This is a genomic window from Rhodococcus sp. NPDC077669, from assembly GCF_040686915.1.
Lineage (GTDB): Bacteria > Actinomycetota > Actinomycetes > Mycobacteriales > Mycobacteriaceae > Rhodococcoides > Rhodococcoides fascians.
This window is the reverse complement of sequence record NZ_JBFBMD010000026.1, coordinates 31,931-53,262: the sequence shown is the minus strand read 5'-3', so window position 1 is coordinate 53,262 and position 21,332 is coordinate 31,931. Positions and strand designations below refer to the sequence as shown.

Genomic DNA, 21,332 nt, shown 5'->3' with positions numbered 1-21,332 from the left:
CGAAGACACCACCCTCAGTTCACCACCACCCTCGCCGTCCTAATGAGCACCAACCGACCACCGTCCACCCGTCTGTTGAAATCGAACTATCAGAAGCCGACTTCACTCGTATATGAAGCGCCTGGTCGATGCAGTAGACCTGTGGAAATAGCACTCCAGTTGTCGGATGCGGACAGGTCCTATGCCCTCTGTTCGGGACCGTGAGGGGCCTGCAATCGCAACGCTCGTTCGGACTAGCGGCTGTCTCACGGATCGATGCCCCAGAAACGACCGTTTCTGGGGCGGCATATCGACGGCCGGGAGCTCAGCCCTAGTTTTGTGGCACAGTTCGTCGGCTGGTCGACGGATCGACTGATGTGTGGAGCAGGATGTGACAGAAACGATCGTTTCTGTCACATCCGCCCATTGAGCAGTCCGAGCACAAGTGCCATCACAAGGAAGAGCACGAGCTGGTACCCGATGTTGATGATCGTGAGCTTGGCCGGCTTCATCTCGAAGGCGTTGTGCTGAACGAGCGTCGACGCCGAAAACGCAACCCACGTCACGAGCCCTACGAGCAGCGCCGCCCACACCGAAGTACTGCCGGTCGCCTCGGCTGCGAGCCCGATTGCGACCGCTAACCCGAGCGCCATGATGATGATGGTGATGAAGAGCTGCATCATGCTTCGCGCCCGCACTGGCTTGATCCGCTCCGGGGTCACCCCGGTCAGCTTCTCCCATGCGCTGGCAATCGGTCCTGTCTGATACCAAAGAAAGGCAACGATCATCCCCGCCACTACAGCGGGAATGACACCGAGCCAGTTGATACCCATTGTGTGCGACCACTCCCCTGCATACGCGAGCGCCGTCCCGATCGCGACAGACACTGGCAGCTAGTACGTTTGGTTGATATTATCTACTGCAATGGACAAAGTAAAGCGTCACGGAGCCCGTTCTTACGGACAGTTCTGCGGTCTGGCTCGCGCGCTTGACCTCGTAGGAGAGCGTTGGAATCTTCTTATCGTCCGCGAGCTGCTTCCCGGCCCGTTGCGCTACAACGAACTAAAAACATCACTGGTTGGAATAGCGTCGAACCTTCTTGCTGAGAGACTTCGCACGCTCGAAGAAAACGGCATTGTCCAACGACAGCTCGGGGAGCCCGGGGTGCTTTATGCCCTGACCCAATGGGGTGCCGAGCTCCGTGATCCGATGGAAGCCCTTGGGCGGTGGGGAACGCCGTTGGTCGCCTCAGGTCGCGGCGACGATGTGTTTCATCCACGCTGGCTGGTTCTGGCTCTACCCGCCCTCTTGAGAGACGTCACTGCGACGCCCGCGGTCGAAGTCGAGCTGCTTATCGAGGGATTCTCGATCGCCCTGCGCATCGACGAGCATGGCCCGCAAGCGTTCAGTCGCCGTAACCAAACGGCAGCAACCGTCATCGAAGCGGCCCCAGAGATTATTGTCGGCCTCGCCGCCGGCGCACTGACGGTCGAACAAGCACGCCCCTCCCTGCAAGTCCGCGGTGACGCGCAGGTTCTTGATTCCGTCTTTCCTGCGGGACGCACTCAGCCGCCGATCTAAAACTCAGCCCCGGAACCTGACCGTCTGAAACGTCGCGAAGCGGACGCCGTAGCGGCCACCCACGCCTCCCGAACGCTGAAAACGAACGTTTCTGGGGCACTCGAACCACGCACGGTTGTCAGCTCGCGTTTGTGTATTCGGGAGCTGCAGCGGTCAGTGCGTAGTTTCTGTCTCTGTCATCGCCTTCTGTTTCTAGTTCGGCCGGCGGGCCCAGATGTTCGGCTGCCTTCATCGCAGTGACCTTGTTTACCAGTGCGGAGTATCTGTCGTATCGCCGTGCGACTGTAGGCGGAGTTACTCCGAGGCGACGGCTGACGGCCGCGAAGTTTCCCTTCGTTTCTGGGTCATTCTGGTAGAGGTCGGCGGTTTGCCAGATTTCAGGTTCGAGGGTTCCGTGCTGATCGAGCAGGGCAATGAGGTCGTTGGTACCGTCGCCCACTGTTGTCTGCTCAGCCGTCTCGAGGTTGCCGGATGCGTCTGCGGCGGCCGAGATGGGTTGCGTGGGCGTGCTGATACGCCGTCGAGGTGCGCTGATAACGATCGAAATCATCTCGCTCATGGTCATCACCATCAGGGGCGCGAGTGCGCCGAGGACGGCAGCGACTCCCGCATTGAGGTCGGTGACGGTGAGAACGGCGTGGTAGGCGTTGCCTGCCATGCTGCCCAGTCCGGCGAGTGTGTACACGGCGATGATGAAACGTCGGCCGATCACTGTGGCCCGGTCGGTGTGCTGGGACAGAGCGATCCGGAAGATGCCGGCCGCGAGGATGGGACCGTCGAGGACGACTGGGATAACCCAGGCGGAGTCACCCATGTTGGCCATGGTGGCAAGGTCATGGAGGGTTTGAAAGCTGAGGTTGAAGCTTGACGCGGTGACGGCGATAGCGACAATCAGACCGATGATAAGGGCCCATTTGATTACAGCCGGGTGGATCTCGACTGCATGTTGCGATGTCGGCAGCGCGCCGTCTAGTTCCTCGACCTCTAGGTCGGCGTTACGGTGGTTCATAGGTCACAGCTCCCTTTGTTGTCTGTGGCCGATGGCCCCGGTGGTGTTCCCGCACTGCCGGGGCCCCCTGCGTTGGTCTGGTGGCGGTTCGATCGAACGTTCTACCGTTGCTTCGTCGGCTTTGGTTTGTAGTGCTCGGGGTAGGCGACTCTGATTGCGTGCTCGATGATTTCGCGGATGGTGTCCCCAGAGTGGGCTTCGACTGCGTCGATGGCCTCTCGGTAGCTCAGTCCGAGACGTGTCGAGAACTGAATGACCGGCTCGGCCTTCTCTCGACGGGGGCGTCCTACTGGCCGGGGAGAGACCTTAGTCGACTGCGGGACCTCGGCGGAGTCAACCGTTTCATCGGCCGCTGGTCGAGGGCCCCTTCGGGTGACGTTCAGGTCCGGTTCGCTGCTCATAGTGAAGCCTTCCGTGCGGCGCAGTCATGCGTTCGTGCATGCATGCATTAATTAATGATTGATGAAAATATCTGCTGGTAGGCGGACAGTACGGGTGCGCCTTTGTCGAACTTTCCGTACCACTCGCCTGTCATCCGCGACTGGTCGACGATTGTTCGGTTCGGGATGATCGGGCTGAGCTGCAGGCCCGTCTCCTGGAGAAGCTCCAGCGCCTTCGTGGAGACCTTGGTCATCACGGTCTCTTTGACTGCACCGACGACGATGCCGGCTTCCTGGAGGTTCAAGGTCGCGCCGATTCGTTCCCGGCTCGCGCGGAACTTCTGGACGCTTTCCCGAGCCCCTTCGACTCCGTCCAACCCGTCTTGGTTGGCTGTCGCCGCGTAGACAACGAGACTGGAGGCAGCCAGCGCGTTCTGCGTCAAGAGCCCGCCTTGACGGTTCGGGCAGTCGATGATGACGACCTCGGATGTGTGTCCTTCGAGGGCGGCAGCAAGTCGCAGTTCCGCGTGGTCCTCGTAGTCCTTCTCGCGGTTCGAGAGCGACCTCGCGGACGGAAGGATTCGTAGGTTGTCGGACCATTCCGTGGGAATCGCGAGATCCTCGGCCCACCCCTCCGGGTTCGCGTCTGCGAGTACGGCACCGACGTGCTTCCACGGCTCGTCCGGGTAGCTCCCGACCCACTTTGTGGCCGCACCTCTCGGGTCGAGGTCGATCAGGGTGGTTGGGGTTCCAGCCGCAGCCGACACCATCGCCAGCGATACTGCTGTCGTGGTTTTGGTGACGCCCCCAGCCTCGCTGTACACCATGATTACGTTCATGCACGCACTCTAGCACTCACTCACGCGTGCGGTCACTAACTAATGAATGAAATAACGCACGAGTGAAGGAACGCGTTAATTAGTGCGCGCTTTCAGGCGTGAGTGAAAGTATGCGGTAACGAACGCACGCGTTACCGCATGCACTAATTAATTAACGCATGCACTAATTAGAGCACCTTCTGACCTGGCATAACTGCGAGAGTAACGCGAGGGGAACGCCCCCAAATGCGCACTCTGCCGGTGCGCAAGGTAAGCAACGGCCCCCCACCTAGACCGACCGGCATCGCGTCCATCCTGCCCCCCTTCCAAGTCTCGTGGAGCGGTTCAACCCTCTCCACCTTCGGCCAGATTTCAGAGCATTCCGCACCCGCGCGGGCGACAAGACCTCACAAGCGTCACGTCTGTGACTGCACGGGTGAAACAGTGCCCTAGTGGTGGGCGGCCTTGGATTGCACGACAGGCACGATCACTGCGCCGAGTCGGTCACTGAGGAGCTCCATGGCTTCCCGCACAGGATCAGGCTCTGGGGGTGGCCCCGCAGCAAGCATCGCCGCCCACAGCGCTTCCGACTCTTCCCCGCGCGGTGGGGGAGCGCCGTAGATCGGAACGTCGGCAGCTGGAACTTGCATGGCCGACGCGATGGCCGGGCCGTAGAAGCGGTTCTCAAGCCACACCTGCCACAAAAGCCGTTCGGCTCGGTGGCGAACGATGCGGTCGGCCGCGACGGTCTCGAGGCCGTGAGCGTCCGCTACGTCGTCCAACGTGCGGCTTCCGGGACCCAAGGTAGCCCCGTCGCGTTCGATGAGCCCAGCGGCCGTCAGAGCCGCGACAATGGCGTAACCGTTCGATGGCCGCAGCATCGCGCCGGCAAAGACGTCGTCGATGTTCGTAGCCAGACCCGCAACAACCAGCTCGTACACCGACCGCCCACGCAGACCGAGCACGCTCCATGCCGGATGTACCGGCTCCACACGAGCACGCTCGATCCGCGCTCGTCCTGGGCCCCGCGTGGTCGCCGGTGTGGTCAGGGCGTAGCGATCGGCCTCCCGACCAGCACCGCGGGATACGAGCAGCAGGGGAGACCCTGGAGTCTCTCTGAGCACCCGCAACGCACTCCACACCGTCGATTCCGACATCAACCCGGCCGAATGCGACAAGCTCCGTCCACCCACTGCCACCACAGGGACGCCCTCGACCAAGTCGCCGGCCAGAGCCGATGTGTAGGCGAGCGCTTGGACCACTGCGAGTAGGACAGGACGTTGTCGGGTACCGAGAAACTCCGAGTCGATCCACAGCTGTGCGTGCGCCAGCCACTGTCTACGAATTCGATCTTTCAGGAACGAACTACTACCCCCTGTGTGTCTGTTCTTGTGCGTGAGTTGGTGGAATGGTCGGACGATCCTTGCGGCCCAACTCAGGGCGTTGGCCACGTCTCGTTGCAGGGCTGCGGCGGAGTGCCTGCCGTACTTGTCGATGTACGAGTTGCGGACTCCCGACCACGCCTTGGTTGCGATCGCCTTCTCGATGTCCGCGGAGCTGGCACCGCGCAGCACGGCGTGGCTGATGACGGCCTGCCTCGCCTCTGAGGGGGAGTCCCAGAGGGCTCTGGCTGTTTTGGTGAACTTGCCCGTCGCCGCGTACGCCTCGACGGTCTCTGGGACGGCTGTAGTGCGGTGGAAACGCGGGTCCAAGCGTCGGTCCCTGCCGACACCGACGAGGCGTTCGTCTTGGGAGAGGGAGGCAGCGACAGCGGCTACAGGGGTGCGGTGCCGGGGAGTGGTCGCACCGCCCAGGAGAGCTATGAGGCGGGGGACGATACCGCGGTCGGACCGAACGGTGAAGGCGTCGATCGCCTCGTCGAGAGTGCCGTCGAGGATGCGGTAGCCACCCTCGCGGCACGGTGAGCCCGGGGGAGTGATGCATCCCCAGTCCGCGTTGAGCATCGGAGTGGCGTCCAGTGTGACCAGGCGGGCCGACAGGAGCTGCATCACCATTTTGATGTCGTCGACGCGCAGAGCGATGTCGGTGGCCATCGGCACCAGGACGTGGCGGCCGCCGCTCGTCGAACGATCGGTGACTGTGCGTCCACCGCATTCGTGAAGCCATCCCAAGGCACGTTCGACATCGACGTCGACCTGCTCCGGCGTGTGGTGCTTGGCGTCGAAGTCCAGCGCTAGCAGGCTCGTACGGCCGCGCGCATAGATCGGCACCGCGGCCGGCACGACCGGTAGGTGCTTTGTCAGAGTCCGCGAGGTATCGAACTTGCCGCTAGCGGCACTCCAGACACGCATGGACCGACGCGCGGCCACCAACGGAGACAGACGTCTCCACATGTTGTCGGGTGTCGACATCGCCGTGACGACACGAACGTTAGATCTTGAACCTTCATCAGGGCGCGAGGTACCCTGAGACGAGACCAGCAATAGTCTGTCCCTTCCAGGGGAATGCAGCACCGAAACGAAGATTGGCTCTCCGTTTCACCTCGAGCCCTCGACCTGCCAGTCGGGGGCTCGACTCTTTTCGGTCTGCACGTAGTGTGCGAGCGGGGGCCGAGGCTAACCGTCCTCAAGCACGCCGCATTCTTGTCCGTCTATGCGGTTAGCGGCATCACCTCTTGGTTCAATTCGCGTACTAGATCGGGGCGTCCGTGAACCACAGCGAGCAGATCCGCAAGGTACTGCGACGTAGACGTGCAGCCCGCCTCAAGTGCTCGCCGTTCGATCAGGTCACCAACCTCCACAGGGATACGAGTTGCGTACATACGCCTCGACCCCTTGCTCTGCATGGCCATCGCTGACACCTTTCCCGGACGCCAATCCATCACAGGATTCTGTAACAGATTGCGGATGGTGCCGGTTAGACACGCCGTGAAGCTGTAACAAGATTCGCCAAGACGCCTTGAAGCGACGACCTGCGAACGTCGGGGTTGGTTACGGCGGGTTGTCGACGAGCTCCAGCCCACGGCTTAGCCAGATCCACCCAGGGCGCACCTCTGCCCCCAACCGCGCTGATAGGGCAGACTCTTAGATCGCGTGGTAGCTACGCGGGGGACTGGCTCACACACACCGAGAGGAATATCGACTCGATGACATCTGATACGACGCAAGCGGGGGCGGCTCCGTACAGCAGCAATCTGTTTTTGAATGTCTACGATCTCTGGGTCATGCGGCTGTCGAACAGCTACGCCTGGCGCTGCAACCGACAGAACTTCCTTGACCTCTATAACGGTCGCATCGGACAGAGACACCTTGAGGTCGGGCCCGGATCAGGTTGGCTACTCGCCAACGCAGACTTACCAGCTGACCTCGATCTCACGCTTTCGGATCTCAGCCCGAACTCGCTGAAGCACACAGCATCTCGACTCCGGGTACCCACCACTCTGATCGAGCAAGACGTACTCGAACCCTTCGCCGAGAACATCGAAAAGTTCGACTCGATATCTCTCAACTACGTCTTGCACTGCCTACCCGGCGATTGGTCGACCAAAGATGCGGCGTTCGATAACCTCGCCGCGCTGTTAAAGCCAAAGGGAGTGCTGTTCGGTTCCACCGTGATTGGTGTTGACCAGCGGTATACCTTGTTCGGCAAGGCATTGATGACGGCGTACAACAAGATCGGTGCGTTCGGGAACTGGCACGACGATCTGCCGGGTCTGCAGAACGCGCTGGACAGCAGGTTCGAGCAGGTGGAGATCAACATGGTGGGGAACGTCGCTCTCTTCGTCGCCAACGGCCCGCGAGCCACACCACGGTCGGCCTCATCGCGGCACAGCGTGCAGATTGAAGCGCATGAAGCTGAGCACCACAGGCAATAGGGGCGGTCGACTACGTCCGTACTTTCTGCTGATGGCGTAGTTTGCGCCAGGCCCTGGCAACGTCGACCAAGTCATCGCTCGTGGCGGTGAGGTCGTAGGCCCCGGAGCGCTGCGCCAGCACCGTCAGGAGCTCGTAGCGTTCCGGAGGCATCTGACCAGCGGTTTTAGCGGCATAGGCCTGAGCCAGTTCTGCTGCGATACTCTCCGCATTTAATTGAAGCGCGTCCGATTCAGTGGACAACGTGGATGCGTTCCACTTGCTGAGCCTGCGTGCTGCATCGTGAATTTCGATGATCTTTCTGTGAAGCTTCATCGCAGGATCGGACTGGGACTGTCGACTGTCGACTGTCCTGACCTCGGGGAACTGATCGGTCATGTCTTGCCACAGAAGCTCGATTTCCTTCAAGTTCTTGCTGATTCGGTCCTGTCCTAGCTTTGCCCGCAGTACTGCGAGAACCGGAACCGCACCCATGATCAGCGATCCAGCAACCGCTAGGAAGAAAGTTAGGGCCTTCACATGCATCTCTGGATCCGCCGACCCAGAGCCTGTCAAGACCTCCTGAAAAGTGAGAATAGGCGTGCTCACCGCAACAAGTGCGAGACCGACCGCAATTGCAATCGCCAAGCCATAGAGTGCTTTCTCACGGACCGCGGTGTCGGGATGTCGAGCTTCACGTAAGAAGATCCTCATGACAGCAACTGCGACGAACAGAATCGGGGCATAGAAGGCGGTCCACAAGACGACTGCCGGCCAGCCCAAGTATTGATCGACTAACTCACCGGCCTTCCGGGAAGGTGTCCCGGAAATGAGGATGACGGCACTGAGAGCAAGTCCAATCGCGTCGTAGACCCGCTGGCGCTTCCACACAGCCGAAGGGTCGGCCCCCACCCATAACCGCGACATGCCGTAGATGGCCATGACAACCATGACGATGCAACAGAACGTGAGCTGCTGAAACAGAGCGACGTCGCCTAGCGGTTTCGGTAGATGCCTGATTGCGTCTTGAACCGCATTTTCACGGAGAACTAAGGCGAACCATCCGATGACCAGCGAGCGTGTAGTCAACCTGTCGATGATCGACGAGTTGAGCCACGCGACGCGAACCACCAACGTCAGTGCCATCAGTACGATGATTGGCCACGAGATCCACGCTGGGACGGGGGAGGTCATTTCGCCCTGAAAAATGTCGAGCGGAGGGGCGACTGGCGTCGATTTCGGTTGACCATCGCCTCGACCATGATGTGGTCGGCGAAGGACTCGGCGGCGGCTTCCTGGTCATCTTCGAAGCTGTCACGACCCAACACATTTTCGATTGTTCGCTCCGAGACGTGAGGCAACAACACCTTGAGCATGGCCCGACTGTGGTCGGACTCGGGAAGGCCGGTATGCGAAAGAACCATATGACCTACCTCGTGACCGATGACTTGGTCTGCTTGATACTCGGCGACGTCGGATCCGTACACGATGAAGTCGTCTTGCTTGCGGGCAACCCACAACCCACACAGAGTGCCTGTCAGGCCCACACGGCTCAGCAGTGCCGACTCGACGGGCCATAGGACGATCGGTCGGTCGCGTTCCTCTGCGATCAGGTCGATGAACTTCTGACGCGACCATGGCTCATCCGACGGCATGTTCGCTGCGATGCGTCGCACAGCCGACCGAATCTGACTCTCTTGGCTCACGGGTCCCGACTCCCTCCGACCTTTTTTAACCGAAAACAATGAACGGCGCTACACGTTACTCCTGGTACCGCCTGCATCGGATGTCTTGCCTTCTGGCTGGTCAGGAAGCTGTTCGAGGATGTTCATGAGGTCGTCGGCGCTCATCGCACCTCCGTCCCGCATCGCAAGCAACTGAACGCCGGAATCGCGTAGCTGGGTCAGCACCGACAATTCCCGGTCGTAGCTCTCCGCGGTGCTGTCCCACTTGTTCGCGAGAAAGGAGGCCGGGGCCTCGAAGTACTCAGCGAGAGCGTGGACCATGTCGCTGTCGGCAAATCTCAGACCGGCCTCAGCACGTAACTCTGCTATTTCCGTCTCGATAACAGGCCGTCCCAAGAGACTGGAGATCGACTCGGCGACGACGGCATTGCTGACTTCCGGGTTGTCGGCGGTGTGGTTCGTCTCGAAGAGTTTGTTGATTCTCACGTGCAAAGGAGGCGTTGCCTTAGCCATGTTCGTTCCGTTCTTTTTTAGCGGCGTCGACTGTCTTTCAGACGGCGAGCGAACCGATGGGCTGTTGCTTGATCGATTTCGATGGGACTGCCGTAAAGCCAACGGCGGTAGAGCTTTTCTTCACGTTCTGGATCGTCGTAATCGACAGGAAGCTCCAGGAGCGCCGCGATTGCGGAATCGATCGCCTTGTGGTGTTGCCCATGATTCCGTTCGAGCGTCTCGGTGACGAAGGACCCGGCGATGGCCGAAACTGCAACATCCAGTTTCTGGAGTGCTACCCGCAGATCATCGACCCCTGAGGTGCGGTCTTCCAGGCCATCGATCTCTCTGTGCATGTCCCTCTGGGCCGCGAGCAGTTTAGTCAGTGGGTCCAGCCCGACGGTGATGTTCCCCGTGCCGGCCTTGTACGGTGCTCTCCCCAACACAACCGGCTGCGCGCTTTCCCAATAGACATTCGCGGCGCTTCCGGGCTTCCAACTCAGGCCGGTATCGAACTTTTGCAAGGTGCTCGGCCGCGGGTTGTTGAGCTCGCCGCGTTCGGCCATCAGGACGACGGGCTTTGTAGGCCCACCCGCCTCGCGCAATCCCGTGATGGTGAGGTTCCGTTGCTTTCTGCGAGAGCTGACGCAGGTGGCAAACCATAGTGGGTGTCCCGTTTGCGTCACAGATCCATCCTAGAGCCGAGGTCAATATATGGTCAATAAACTGAGTGGGGTCAATAAACGTGTCGGATCACAAAGCCCAGTTCAGGGGCGTGTGATCCATTCGAAATTGACTTCTACTTGCCCATCGCTCAGAGGGACCATAGTGTTCCGCTCGTGATGACGAAACACGGCGCAATTAGATCGCGCGTTGAGTTTCGTGAATCTAGAAGACTGGATCCACGGGACGTCCAACGAAGGATGGTCGGCCCACTTACGACCGACCGAGACGGTTCGGTTCAGCTGCCACTGGACCGGACTACTTGCGACGAGAAACCCGTGCGGCCGTCAATGTCCTCAGGGAAGTACGTCCAACGGTCGGTTTCGTACGCGATCGAAGGAGGCGACTACACGCGACACCTCGAAACCAAGGGCGCTGGCAATCTTTCGGGCCATTGCGTCCGACAGCTTTACATGACCGCGTTCGAGTGCGCCGATGTGCTGAGGGCTCACCTCAACTTTGCCAGCAAGATCACCCTGAGTAAGGCCGCGAGCTACCCGCAAGTCTCCAAGGTGCTCATCACTAGGATCCACGATCACCACATCGGTCACACGCACTTGCAGTACAGCGAGGCAGCGGGCAAGTGCGGCGATACCCGGATCCGCCTTTCCCTGCTCCCACTGCGAGTAGGTCGACGCTCCGATACCGCCCCGTCGAGCAACCTCCGCACCACTGAGACCAGCCCTGGCTCGGGCGTCTCGCAAGCGGCTCGGATCGAAACCACGGAGGCGGCGCTTCATCGCTGGTACTCCACGGTGAGTCACAATGTCACCCGCCTATTCCTGGTAGCACATAATGCAGTCGTAAAACAGATTGGTTATCACGGGTTGTTTAAACCGGACTGTCGAAGTAAGGTTTAGCACAGAACCCGAACAAAGAAGAACCCCCGTGGTGCGCGTAGCTGATTGGCGTCCGCAAAGCGCATCCACGAGGGCCGACCCAGCAGACAGGGGTGCGACTACGTCGCGTCTACATGGGCATTCTCAGCCTAACGGACGTCGATGCACGTAGCGCCCCGGAACGGAACGCAACTGTGCTGTCCAGTCATTCACAGACTCTGCAACAACCAGCAGCCGCGTCCTCGCACTCGAATCAGTGCAGTGCCGTGAACGACCGAGTCCACGGTCTCGCTGTGTGCTCACTGCCCTCTACTCCGCATTCCACACACCAACTTCGGTGTGAAGAGACCGGCGAATTGATCGGGGAATGGACCGACGTGGACAAGGCGTTCCGCCGTCCCGCCAACGAACCTCGCCGCGACATCCAGTTCAACCAGGTGGCCTGACCCTCCCAGTCTCGGCTGGGGTCACCGTTTTGACGCCCAGCCGTGAGCTACAGGAGCTCCCCGACGCGCCCTGTAGCTCGACCGGTGGACCGGCGCGAGGGTCGTGCAGTAAGCGCATTTCATCATGTTCGGTGCTGCGCGACCCCGCCGGGACATCAACCGCGAACTCATACCCGTTCTCACAGAGAGGATTTCGATACCCGATGTGGATTTTCACTCAGCCTTGGTTCTGGCAGACGGTCTTCGGCTGGTTCTGAGGCACTAGCACGTGATGGGTGCGTGCGACTGGCCCACAACCTACGGATCGCACGCACCCATCCACTTCTTTCACTTGATCTAGAACCAATTGTCGCCAGAACGGTTGCTCCGCAATCGCATTCACCAGAACGACCCGAACGCCGGGTCGCACCAGGAAGGGATCGACACACAATGCCAGCAACATCGGGCTCCGGACAGCACCGCTCATCCAAGACACGAGGGCGGGTGATCAAATCGTTGCCCGCTATGGCTGCGGTGACGATCGCAGGCCTGACCATGCAGGCCGCTCCCGCTCAGGCCGCTCCGTCGCAGCCGGGGGTCATCGCCCCGCAGGAATCGCAGCCGGGCGTCACGGGCGCACCGAAGACGGCGCCGGTCGCCCCGCCGCCGGCCGCGCCGGAAGAACGTCAGTACCTACCCGGTTATCAGCCCTCACCCCAGGTCCAGCAAACCCCGTCACGCAGTTACGACGACTACCTGGCGGGCAATCAGCAGTCCTCGTACTACCAGAACACCTATTACGAAGCCCCTGCTCCGCAGGCTGCCCCGAGCGAAGCGCCCCCGGCTCTGCAGGCGACTCCGCCGCCCCCACCGCCGGTACCGACGGTGCAGCGCACCGTCATTGCTCCGATCGACGCACCTGATGGTTACTTCCTCGTCGGCGGTGAACTCGTGCCGTACGACCCGAACATCGTGGACCGCAATTTCGTCGAGCAGTTCAACAACACCACCCAGGCAATACAAGCCGATGGCGGAAACTGGCTGGTGGGCAACGGATTCGCCGATGCTCCCCGCGCCGACCGCATCGCAGCGGGTACCGCGACCGGTGTCATCACCGGTGGCGCTGTCGGCCTCGCGGCATCGATGGTCCCGGCCGCAGTCATCACCGGCACCGCCGCTGCCATCGGCGGCGGACTCGGTGTCGCCGCTACCACCGGCACCGGTGCGATCGTCTGGGGCGGACCGGTCGGCTGGGTGTTCATCCCCGGTGCAGCAGCTCTCGCAGGTGCCGGGGTAGGCGCGGCGCTGTCGGCACCGATCGTGCTGGGCCTGACCGGTGCCGGAGCAGTCATCGGCGGCGTCCTCGGTGCAACCGTCCTCGGCGGCGAGCAGCAGATCATCGAGGAGCCGGCACCGCTCCCGGCACCCGAGAGCGTGCCGGCAACGCCTGCCGCGCCGCTGACCATCGATGCCCCCAGTGTCCAGAAGGCCGTCGATCAGGCAGTGACCGATGCGCAGGTGTGGACCGAGCCCGCGTACGAGGCCGTACAGGGATTCACCTCGACCGCACTCGAACAGCCCGCAGTGGCCGAGACAGTCGCCGCGGTCAACAACGCCACTGCTCCGATCGTCGACCAGGCCAACGCAGCCCTGGCAGGCCTGCAGGCGGCACTCGTCCCCGCTTGATCCTGACTTCCCCCGGATTCATCTGTGCCAGAAAGGATTCATCGATCATGGTGCGAAGCCAGCAAGGTTCGTCGATAGTCAGCGCAACCGGCCCGAGCCGATCGCCGAGACGACCACAACCGGCCAGCGCCGCGTCCGGATCCCGTGACCGCAGTCGTCGCCGAGCAGCCCTGCTGTTCGGCGGCGCAGCGGTCACGGTCGCTGCGGTCGTCACCGGCGTCATCGTGGCCACCGGTGACGACTCGGCACCCGCGAAGGGCCCACTGCCGGCCGATGCACTGACAACGACCGCGCCGTCGACGTCCACCGACACCTCACCTCCTTCCGAGAGCTCACCGTCACCTGCTCCTGCCGAATCAGCGCAGGGTGATTGCTCGATGCCCGCAGGTGGGCAGGACAGCGGCGAGAACGCCATCAGGGCATTCGAGCACCGCCTGTACGTCGAACGGTCCGGCGCTGCCGCGTTCGAGCTCATCTCCCCCGCCGCCCCGCCGTTCACCACTGTCGAGAACCTCGATATCGGTATCGCCGAGACCCCGGTCGGGTCGAAATACTGCCTCGACCTCGACCCGGTTCTGCCCGGGCTCTTCACCCTCACAGTCAGTCTCGTCCAACCCGACGGGACACCCGGCCCGAAGTACCGCACCCAGCGCGTCACCACCTCTGTGGTCGACGGGCGTCATCTCATCGAATCGATCACCGAAGTAGGGGAATAGATCATGCGCAGTGCCGACTCCGTCCGACTCGCCGCCCTGACCGCCGCCGTGGCCACCGCACTGTCCCTCGCGGCCCCGGTCGCCTCGGCGGCACCCGCTGCCGGGTCACCGTGCGCGCGATTCGTGGCGGTCCTGGCACCGGGAACCACCGAAACCCGAGCCGACGCAGACCCCACCAAACCCGCCGGGATGCTGGGCCAAGTCGGGCAGGAGTTGCAGCGCCGGTACGGATCTCAGATCCAGGTCGTCTATCCCTCGTACCCCGCCCAGGCGTTCCTCCAGTCCGGCATGACGTACGCGACGTCGAAGACCGAAGGCGATCGGGCGACGGTAGACGCGATCTCCCGCTGCCCCGGATCCAAGTTCGTCCTCGGTGGCTACTCACAGGGAGCGCAGATCGCCAACGATGTGGCTGTCGAGATCGGGGCCGGGTCAGGTCCGACGCCGCCGGCGTCGGTGCTCGCGGTTGCGCTGCTGGCCAACCCCAAGCGCGGTACCGCCGGAGCGAAGATCGTCGGCCCCACACTGGCAGGTCAAGGCATCGGCGGACCCGACGCCCGCGGCTTCGGTGCCCTGTCGGGGAAGGTCTTCGACATCTGCCACCCCGACGACAAGTACTGCAACACCGAGACGTCTTCGAACTCGTTCCTGGCCTCACTCGGCCGAATCCTCGCCAACCCACCGGGCACGGTCGAGACCGCCGCAGGAGCCACCGGCCCCACACCCGACACCGACGTGACCACAACCAGCGCAACTGGACAGTCCACCGCAGCATCGCCGCTTCCCACCTCGAGCACGACCGGAAGCACAACCCCTACCCCGCCGACGTCTGGCACCGGCACCGATGCGACATCGACGTTCCTGAACGCAGTCACCTCCGACTACGGGTTCGCTGATCTTTCCGCAGCCCCGGGTGCCGCGAGCTCGCTGGCGGCGTCGGTGGACAAGCTGCAGAACGCCGGCGCGCCGACCTCGACCTCGTCGGCCCTCGACATTGCCGAGATCGGTCAGCAGGCCAAGCTCCTGGCCGGTACGTTCGCCCCGGTCGCCCAGACACAGTCGTGGATGGCGGCGAACCCCGCGGCCCGCGACGGCCTGCGTACGGCCGCCGAAGGATCTCCGGAAGCTGCGACCAGCAGCGTCGTCGACGCGCTCGAGCAGGTCGACATCCCGAAAATCGTCGGCGCTGCCGACCAGGTGGTCAACCTGGCCAGCTCTGTTCTGTCCGGCGCGTCGGCCCTGGCCGGCTCGACCTCGATTGCACCGTCCGGATCGACGCCCACCGATGCCGCGAGCACGTTCGCGGCCCTGTCCGGTCCCGCGCAGACCTTGAGCACCGGCGTGGCACCGCTGGCGAGCACTCCCGCCGATCAGCTCGCGACAGCGACATCGGTTCTGTCCGCGATCAAGCCGGTCACGATCGTTAACCAGGTCCTCGGCGTGGTGACCGGTGTGACGTCGGTCGACTACAACGGCGTCGCTGCGAACCTGCAAGCCCTCCCCGGATTCTTGCTCTCGGGCAACATCAAAGAAGCGCACAGGGTTTCGGGTGAGCTCAACAATCAGCTCTCTCCGCTGGTGAAGATGGCCGCCGGGGTGGACCTGTCGTCGATCGCGCGACTGATCAGCCTGATTCCGGACCCCTCCGGCACCGCAGCCGCCACATCGATGGTGGCCGGTCTGCTCGCCAACGTCGACGTCATCCGGCTCGCCCGCGACGTCGGCCAGCTCCAAGAGGTGGCATGGCAGGTCGTCGAGACCGGAAACCTGCTCGCCCTGGGTCAACTACTACCCATCGGAATCGACCTCGCCAACGTCGCACTCGGTGTGCTGATGCCGAGCCAGAAGATGTCCGCCGACCAGCTCGACGCACCCACCGACGCGATGACCGCACTGATGAGCAGCCAAGCCCAAAGCAGCGACCTCGTCGGGCTCGGCAATTCGGCTCTGGCCACCGTGACTTCCCCGGACGCGGCCGCATTGGGCCAGTTGGTCGATGCGGGTGTCACTGCGGCGAGCTTCCTGGGTTCGCGGGTGCACGAGTCCTACGGACAGTGGCTCGTCGACGGCCAGAGCACCGCACTGCAGGAAATGGTCGAGATCTACACCAAAGCCATCGGCGGCTGACCGGGAACGGGCCGCAGCACCAACACCTGTTCTGCCAGAACACAACACCGCAAGTACTTCGCACTTTCACCACCAGATGAAGGACATTCGGCAATGGGCACGCAGTCCAGCTCCACCAAGACCGGCATGAAGGCCGGGGCCGCAGTTCTCGCGGCCCTGGTCATGCTGGTCGGCGCAGTGGTGATGGGCAGCGACAACCCGAAACCGACTGCGGCCGACTGCATCCCGACCCGCTCGCAGACCCCGGCCGCCACCGGGTCGGTGACGGTGCCGGTCCCTGCCGGGCAGTACCAGCTCACGTCCGGCTTCGGTCCCCGGTGGGGAACCATGCATGAAGGCGTCGACTTCGCCGGGCCCGTCGGCACCCCGATACTCGCGGCCACCGACGGCGTGGTCGTCGCCGCTGGACCGGCAAGCGGATTCGGCAACTGGATCATCGTCGACACCGAGATCGACGGCGGCAAGCTCTCCACCGTCTACGGCCACATGTTCGACGACGGCGTGTTGGTCAAAACAGGTGACACCGTCACCGCCGGCCAACACATCGGCAACATCGGCAACGCCGGCGAATCCACCGGCGCACACCTGCATTTCGAGGTCGTCCCCGGCGGTCGCCTCTCCGGCGGTAAGGCGATCGACCCGGTCCCGTGGCTCGATCAGCACGGCGCGGCCGCCACCGGCAGCGACGCCACACCGCCCCCCGCGCCGGTACAGCTCGCGGCCGCAACGAGGCCGCTGACAGCGGGCGGCGAGATGGCCCCACTACCTGCCGACAAGGGCTCGGAGGAGCACTGGCAGGTCGACACCGTGCGCATCGCCCGTGCCGTCGCGGCGACCTTCCCGGAGGTCGACACCATCGGTGGGTGGCGTCCGGTCGACAGCTACGACGATCACCCGTCCGGCCGCGCCGCCGACATCATGATTCCGGCCTTCGAGTCGCCCGAGGGCATCGCGTTGGGCGATCGCATCGCCGATTACGTCATGGCGAACAAGGACGTCTTCCAGGTCGAATACATCATCTGGCGTCAGCAGTACCGTCCTGCATCCGGCGAGGGCAACCTGATGGAGGACCGGGGATCTCCCACCCAGAACCATTTCGATCACGTCCACGTCACCACCATCGGACACGGTTACCCCGCGCCCGGCCAGCTCTACGGCCCATCCCCCGGCGGCGCGGGAGCATCCGTGGCCCCGTCCGGTCCCTGCGCCGGAGTTCCGGCCCCCGGATCGGGCGGAGGGCTACTCAAGCCCGGTTCGACACCACCAGAGTTCGAGCCGTGGATCGTCAAGGCCGCCGCAACGTGCCCACAGGTCAGCGCCCCGATCATCGCCGCACAGATCGAGAACGAGTCCAAGTTCGACGTCGACGCCCACAACGCCGGTTCCGGAGCGGACGGACCGACTCAGTTCATCCCCGGCACATGGGCCGCGAAGGCGGTCGACGGAGACGGAGACGGCACTAAGGACACCCGCAGCATCCCCGATGCGGTGATGACCCAAGCCGCCTACGACTGCGAGCTCGCGGCGATCGCAGCAGACGGACTCGCATCCGGAGCACTCACCGGCGACGTGACCGAGCTCTACCTCTCGATGTACAACTGCGGGCCCGGCGCAACGCTCGGCCAGGGCCAGGTCTGCCAGAACGCAGAAACCCTCGCCTACGTCCGCAACATTCCCCAGCGAGCAGCATCCACCTTCGCCGCCGACACCGCTGTCGCCGCATGAGAACCCACCAGGAGAACCCGGACATGAACCCTCGACGCAATGCTCTCTCGGCCCGCGGACCACTACTGGTCGCCGTCGCCGCCGCTGCCCTGGTAATCACCGGATGCGGGTCGTCCGGTGAGAGCGCCGTAGCGACGTCGACGACGCCAGCAGCGCCAGCACAACAGTGGAACCCCGGCGAGAGCCCGACGACCTCGCTGGCCGCTCCGACGTCGTCTCGCCCACCGGCGGCATCATTGCCGCCCGAAGCAGCGGGAGTGGACTTCACCAGTCCCGACGCTGTCGCCCGCGCCGCCCTGACGGTGTGGTTCGGCTGGAACACCAACACCGACACCGGACCCAACGACGCCGCGCAGCGATCGACCCCGCTGCTCACGGACCGCTTCGCCGACTCGATCACCGCCACCTCAGCGGTATCGGGGCCGGGTGGCCAGTGGCTCGAATGGGCAGCAGAGCGCGCGGTGGTCGCCGTCGAGGTCGACCCGTCGACAGCATCGGTACCCGAGGAAACCCCTACCGAGGCCTACCGGGTCTTCGAGATCACCCAGACCGCCCGCACACCCGAAGGCGAAGTCGTCGGCACCCGCAAGGTCGGGGCGAACGTACAGCTGCGCAACGCATCCGGCGACCGGTGGGAGGTCGAGAAGATCTCCGAACGCTGACCCGCCTCGCCCCTGTTCACCACCCGCTTTTCACCGCCCGAGAAAAGGACACGTCATGACCACATCCGCCGCCACCGAATGGGAAGCCGCAGCCGCAGCCGTACGCGGGGCCGCCGAAGATCTGCGCACCAGCGACTCCGCTGCACTGCGGGCGTGGGCGAAGACGAACGACCTTCTCTCACGAACGATGTGGCCGAAAGTCAAACGAGAACTGCTCAAGCAACTCGACCTCGACTACGACAGTTTGCGGAACCGCGAAGCCATCGAACGCAGAGACGCCATCGCCGCATCGGCCGCATCGGCACCGCTGGTCGAACTGTTCGCAGCAGGTGACGAACGCGGCAGCTTTGCCGTTGTCGGTCCCGTCGACGACGCCGCCTGGTACGGAACGTTTCACCGCAACGACGCGGTGTTCAAGAAAGGTAACCAGGACTCCGCGGACGACTCGGCCGCCGGTAAGGCCATCTTCCTGGCCGGCAAAGCACGCGAGGAGGCAGACGTCCCGGCGGTGCGACTGTTGCTGCACATCAGCAACCCGAACATCGACGGGACCGCTCTGGCCGGCGTCGCCGCCAAACACGGGGTGTCCCTCGACCTCGACATCACCGACGACAACCCCGCCGCACAGTGGTGCGAGGAGCCCGGTTTTCAAGCGTGGCAGGCGATTCGGCTCTCCGATCTGTTCGTCGATGACGAGGAGACCGACGACCAGGCACCTGACGACCAATGACAGAGCGCGATGACGACCCCGGAAACACCTCTTCCCCGAAAGGAACTCCGATGAGTACTCCTGACCCCTACAGCGAGCCTCGCGACAACTATGACGCGGAAAAGACCGTCGACCTTCGCAGGCAACGACTGCGCCGCCAAAGCCCTCCCGAACTCGACCCGGCCCCCATCGATGACGGCGCGCCCTCCGTCGACGACGACCAGGACGACGACTTGTTCGCCGACCCCTACGAAGTGGGCCAGGATGCGCTGGCAGCGAACGAAGAGCCACTGACCGCTGTGCCGGCGGAGTACGTGGGTCGCGGTTTCGATGCCGGCTACACCGACACCGACTCCAGCCCCGCCGAATGGGGACTGCGGGGGCGAATCAATGCCGCCCTCGGACTCAAGAGAGCGCCGGTACCGGACTCCGCGGAGGACCGGTTCCGCCAATCCGTGCGCCGCGTACAGCAGCCCCTACCCGGCTGCATGGTCGTCTCAGTGGTCAGCCTAAAAGGTGACGCGGGCAAAACCTCCACCACCACAGCCCTGTCGAACACCTTCGGTCTGCATCGCGGCCGCGGAGTGGTCGCGTGGGACGCAAACGAGTCGACCGGCACCCTCGGCCACCGCGCCGAACGCACCACCGACCCAGAGCTCGGCCCGTGGGACATCCTGGAGAACGCGCACGCTCTCGCCTCCTCCGATGCTGTCTCGGGAGCACTGGGACACTACCTACGCCTGCAGCCAACGCACGATGAAGTTCTCGCGGCCGACGGATCCACCAGCCGAGAGCGCGGTATCGGTTGGGACGAATGCGCAGCATTGATGGCTGTCCTGCGTCGGCACCGGGACCTGATCTTCATCGACACCGGAAACAATGCGCTCGCCAGCAATTGGCAATGGGCAGTGCAACACTCGGACTTGTTGGTCATCCCGCTACCGCTTCGCCGCGACATGGCCATTCAAGCCTTGGCCATGCTCGACGGGATCGCAGCACGAGGTTACGAGCACCTCGTGCGCAGCGCGGTAGTGCTGACGGTCCTGACACCGGGCTCGGACCCCTCACTCGAGGACGCCATCGTCGCCGAGTTCGGGCAATTGGGTGTCACCACCATCATGCGGGTGCCGTACGAACCGGTGTTCGCCAGCGGCCAGCGCATCAAGTACCGCGAGCTGGCCCCGGCGACGGTCGAGGCGTACACCAACGTCGCGGCCGAGATCGCGGACGCGTTGGCCGCAGCGGCCTACGAACGTACCGCCCAATACGCCGATACCTATGCACCGCAGGAGTTCACGCGTCCATCGCAGGCAGCGCGGCGACCGGACCGACGCCCGCCGGTGGCCCCACCGAGAGGGTGGGACGACGACGCACCGGACAACCAATACCCCCCTCGCCTTCCGCAGGAACCACACGAGCAGTGGCGACCTCGGGCGGTACAACCCCGATCCGGCCGCCCGGGCTGAGCACTCCGCCATCGCAATTCGACCCCCATACGAAAGGACCCACCTCATGACCGAATCCACCCCCACGACACCACCACCGCGGCCAGCTCTGCGGAGAGCGGCGACCACCGCCGCGGTCACCGTGGGCACGCTCGGGTTGGCGATCGTGCTCGCAGCACCCGCCGCCGCGCAGACCGGGAACCCTCTCGAAGGAATCACGCCGTCGCTGACCTTCCTCGGCCCTGCGTTCAACAACGTCTGGGCTCGTGTCATCGCCTCGATCTGGGCGGTCCTGCTCGGCGCTACCGCAGTGAAACTGATGGTCGCGATCTACAAGATGCGTGCCGCCAAAGCAGGTGGCTACGCAGCGGAGATGACCGACGCGATGGGCGAGGCGAAAGTGTCCGGGATAGCCTTCGCTTCCTTGTCTGCGGTGACTGTGATCATCGGCGCGATCATCTTCGTCACCAGTCAGGGTTGATCACCACCGGCATAGGGCCAATACCCCTTGCTACCAAC

The 21,332-nt window shown here is 63.3% G+C and carries 19 protein-coding genes; 10 read left to right on the top strand and 9 right to left on the bottom strand.

The window, feature by feature from the left end:
* Positions 1-392 precede the first annotated feature (392 nt).
* Entirely contained in the window at positions 393-812 is a 420-nt protein-coding gene (locus AB0P23_RS21710; RefSeq protein ID WP_363799362.1) for a DUF1761 domain-containing protein, read from the bottom strand.
* Positions 813-903: 91 nt separating this feature from the next.
* On the opposite strand from AB0P23_RS21710, the gene AB0P23_RS21705 reads away from it, so the two are divergent.
* On the top strand, positions 904-1,560 hold the full coding sequence (locus AB0P23_RS21705) for a helix-turn-helix domain-containing protein (protein ID WP_363799359.1): 657 nt from the start codon (positions 904-906) through the stop codon (positions 1,558-1,560).
* A gap of 118 nt (positions 1,561-1,678) precedes the next feature.
* On the opposite strand, the gene AB0P23_RS21700 is transcribed toward AB0P23_RS21705, so the two are convergent.
* From AB0P23_RS21700 to AB0P23_RS21690, 3 genes are all read right to left on the bottom strand, one after another.
* Positions 1,679-2,569 carry a DUF2637 domain-containing protein gene (locus tag AB0P23_RS21700; RefSeq protein ID WP_363799356.1) on the bottom strand — a complete coding sequence of 297 codons (891 nt, stop codon included), beginning with the start codon at positions 2,567-2,569 and terminating at the stop codon, positions 1,679-1,681.
* Positions 2,570-3,017: 448 nt separating this feature from the next.
* Positions 3,018-3,788, bottom strand: coding sequence for a ParA family protein (locus AB0P23_RS21695; protein ID WP_094653627.1), 771 nt, complete (start codon positions 3,786-3,788; stop codon positions 3,018-3,020).
* Between the two features lie 428 nt (positions 3,789-4,216).
* Positions 4,217-6,139 carry a hypothetical protein gene (locus tag AB0P23_RS21690; RefSeq protein WP_363799353.1) on the bottom strand — a complete coding sequence of 641 codons (1,923 nt, stop codon included), beginning with the start codon at positions 6,137-6,139 and terminating at the stop codon, positions 4,217-4,219.
* A gap of 734 nt (positions 6,140-6,873) precedes the next feature.
* Here AB0P23_RS21690 and AB0P23_RS21685 point away from each other — a divergent pair.
* Positions 6,874-7,602, top strand: a complete 729-nt coding sequence (locus AB0P23_RS21685) for a class I SAM-dependent methyltransferase (protein ID WP_363799350.1) — start codon at positions 6,874-6,876, stop codon at positions 7,600-7,602.
* 10 nt (positions 7,603-7,612) lie between these two features.
* On the opposite strand, the gene AB0P23_RS21680 is transcribed toward AB0P23_RS21685, so the two are convergent.
* The 5 genes from AB0P23_RS21680 to AB0P23_RS21660 all read right to left on the bottom strand — a co-directional run bounded on the left by AB0P23_RS21680 (position 7,613) and on the right by AB0P23_RS21660 (position 11,219).
* Positions 7,613-8,725 carry a DUF6545 domain-containing protein gene (locus AB0P23_RS21680; RefSeq protein WP_363799347.1) on the bottom strand — a complete coding sequence of 371 codons (1,113 nt, stop codon included), beginning with the start codon at positions 8,723-8,725 and terminating at the stop codon, positions 7,613-7,615.
* 44 nt (positions 8,726-8,769) lie between these two features.
* The gene (locus tag AB0P23_RS21675) at positions 8,770-9,285 is read right to left on the bottom strand and encodes a hypothetical protein (protein WP_141216890.1); all 516 of its coding nucleotides are present in this window, start codon (positions 9,283-9,285) and stop codon (positions 8,770-8,772) included.
* A 48-nt stretch (positions 9,286-9,333) separates the two neighbouring features.
* Positions 9,334-9,777 (bottom strand): hypothetical protein, encoded by a 444-nt coding sequence (locus tag AB0P23_RS21670; protein WP_363799345.1) that lies wholly within the window; start codon positions 9,775-9,777, stop codon positions 9,334-9,336.
* Between the two features lie 17 nt (positions 9,778-9,794).
* The gene (locus AB0P23_RS21665) at positions 9,795-10,322 is read right to left on the bottom strand and encodes a hypothetical protein (RefSeq protein WP_094653620.1); all 528 of its coding nucleotides are present in this window, start codon (positions 10,320-10,322) and stop codon (positions 9,795-9,797) included.
* A gap of 453 nt (positions 10,323-10,775) precedes the next feature.
* Positions 10,776-11,219 (bottom strand): helix-turn-helix transcriptional regulator, encoded by a 444-nt coding sequence (locus AB0P23_RS21660; RefSeq protein WP_080729902.1) that lies wholly within the window; start codon positions 11,217-11,219, stop codon positions 10,776-10,778.
* 1,049 nt (positions 11,220-12,268) lie between these two features.
* Between AB0P23_RS21660 and AB0P23_RS21655 the strand changes: the two genes are divergently transcribed.
* The 8 genes from AB0P23_RS21655 to AB0P23_RS21620 all read left to right on the top strand — a co-directional run bounded on the left by AB0P23_RS21655 (position 12,269) and on the right by AB0P23_RS21620 (position 21,294).
* Positions 12,269-13,429, top strand: a complete 1,161-nt coding sequence (locus AB0P23_RS21655) for a hypothetical protein (RefSeq protein WP_363799342.1) — start codon at positions 12,269-12,271, stop codon at positions 13,427-13,429.
* 47 nt (positions 13,430-13,476) lie between these two features.
* Positions 13,477-14,145 (top strand): hypothetical protein, encoded by a 669-nt coding sequence (locus tag AB0P23_RS21650; RefSeq protein ID WP_230598239.1) that lies wholly within the window; start codon positions 13,477-13,479, stop codon positions 14,143-14,145.
* Between the two features lie 3 nt (positions 14,146-14,148).
* Entirely contained in the window at positions 14,149-16,272 is a 2,124-nt protein-coding gene (locus tag AB0P23_RS21645; RefSeq protein WP_363799339.1) for a cutinase family protein, read from the top strand.
* 93 nt (positions 16,273-16,365) lie between these two features.
* Positions 16,366-17,997 (top strand): M23 family metallopeptidase, encoded by a 1,632-nt coding sequence (locus AB0P23_RS21640; protein WP_363799337.1) that lies wholly within the window; start codon positions 16,366-16,368, stop codon positions 17,995-17,997.
* Positions 17,994-18,659 (top strand): hypothetical protein, encoded by a 666-nt coding sequence (locus AB0P23_RS21635; RefSeq protein WP_363799335.1) that lies wholly within the window; start codon positions 17,994-17,996, stop codon positions 18,657-18,659. Before AB0P23_RS21640 ends, AB0P23_RS21635 begins: the two co-directional genes overlap by 4 nt.
* A gap of 55 nt (positions 18,660-18,714) precedes the next feature.
* Entirely contained in the window at positions 18,715-19,389 is a 675-nt protein-coding gene (locus AB0P23_RS21630) for a hypothetical protein (RefSeq protein WP_287452022.1), read from the top strand.
* A gap of 50 nt (positions 19,390-19,439) precedes the next feature.
* Positions 19,440-20,834, top strand: a complete 1,395-nt coding sequence (locus AB0P23_RS21625) for a ParA family protein (protein ID WP_363799333.1) — start codon at positions 19,440-19,442, stop codon at positions 20,832-20,834.
* Between the two features lie 46 nt (positions 20,835-20,880).
* Positions 20,881-21,294: a hypothetical protein gene (locus tag AB0P23_RS21620; protein WP_052053388.1), complete on the top strand. Its 414-nt coding sequence runs from the start codon at positions 20,881-20,883 to the stop codon at positions 21,292-21,294.
* The last annotated feature ends 38 nt before the right edge of the window (positions 21,295-21,332 follow it).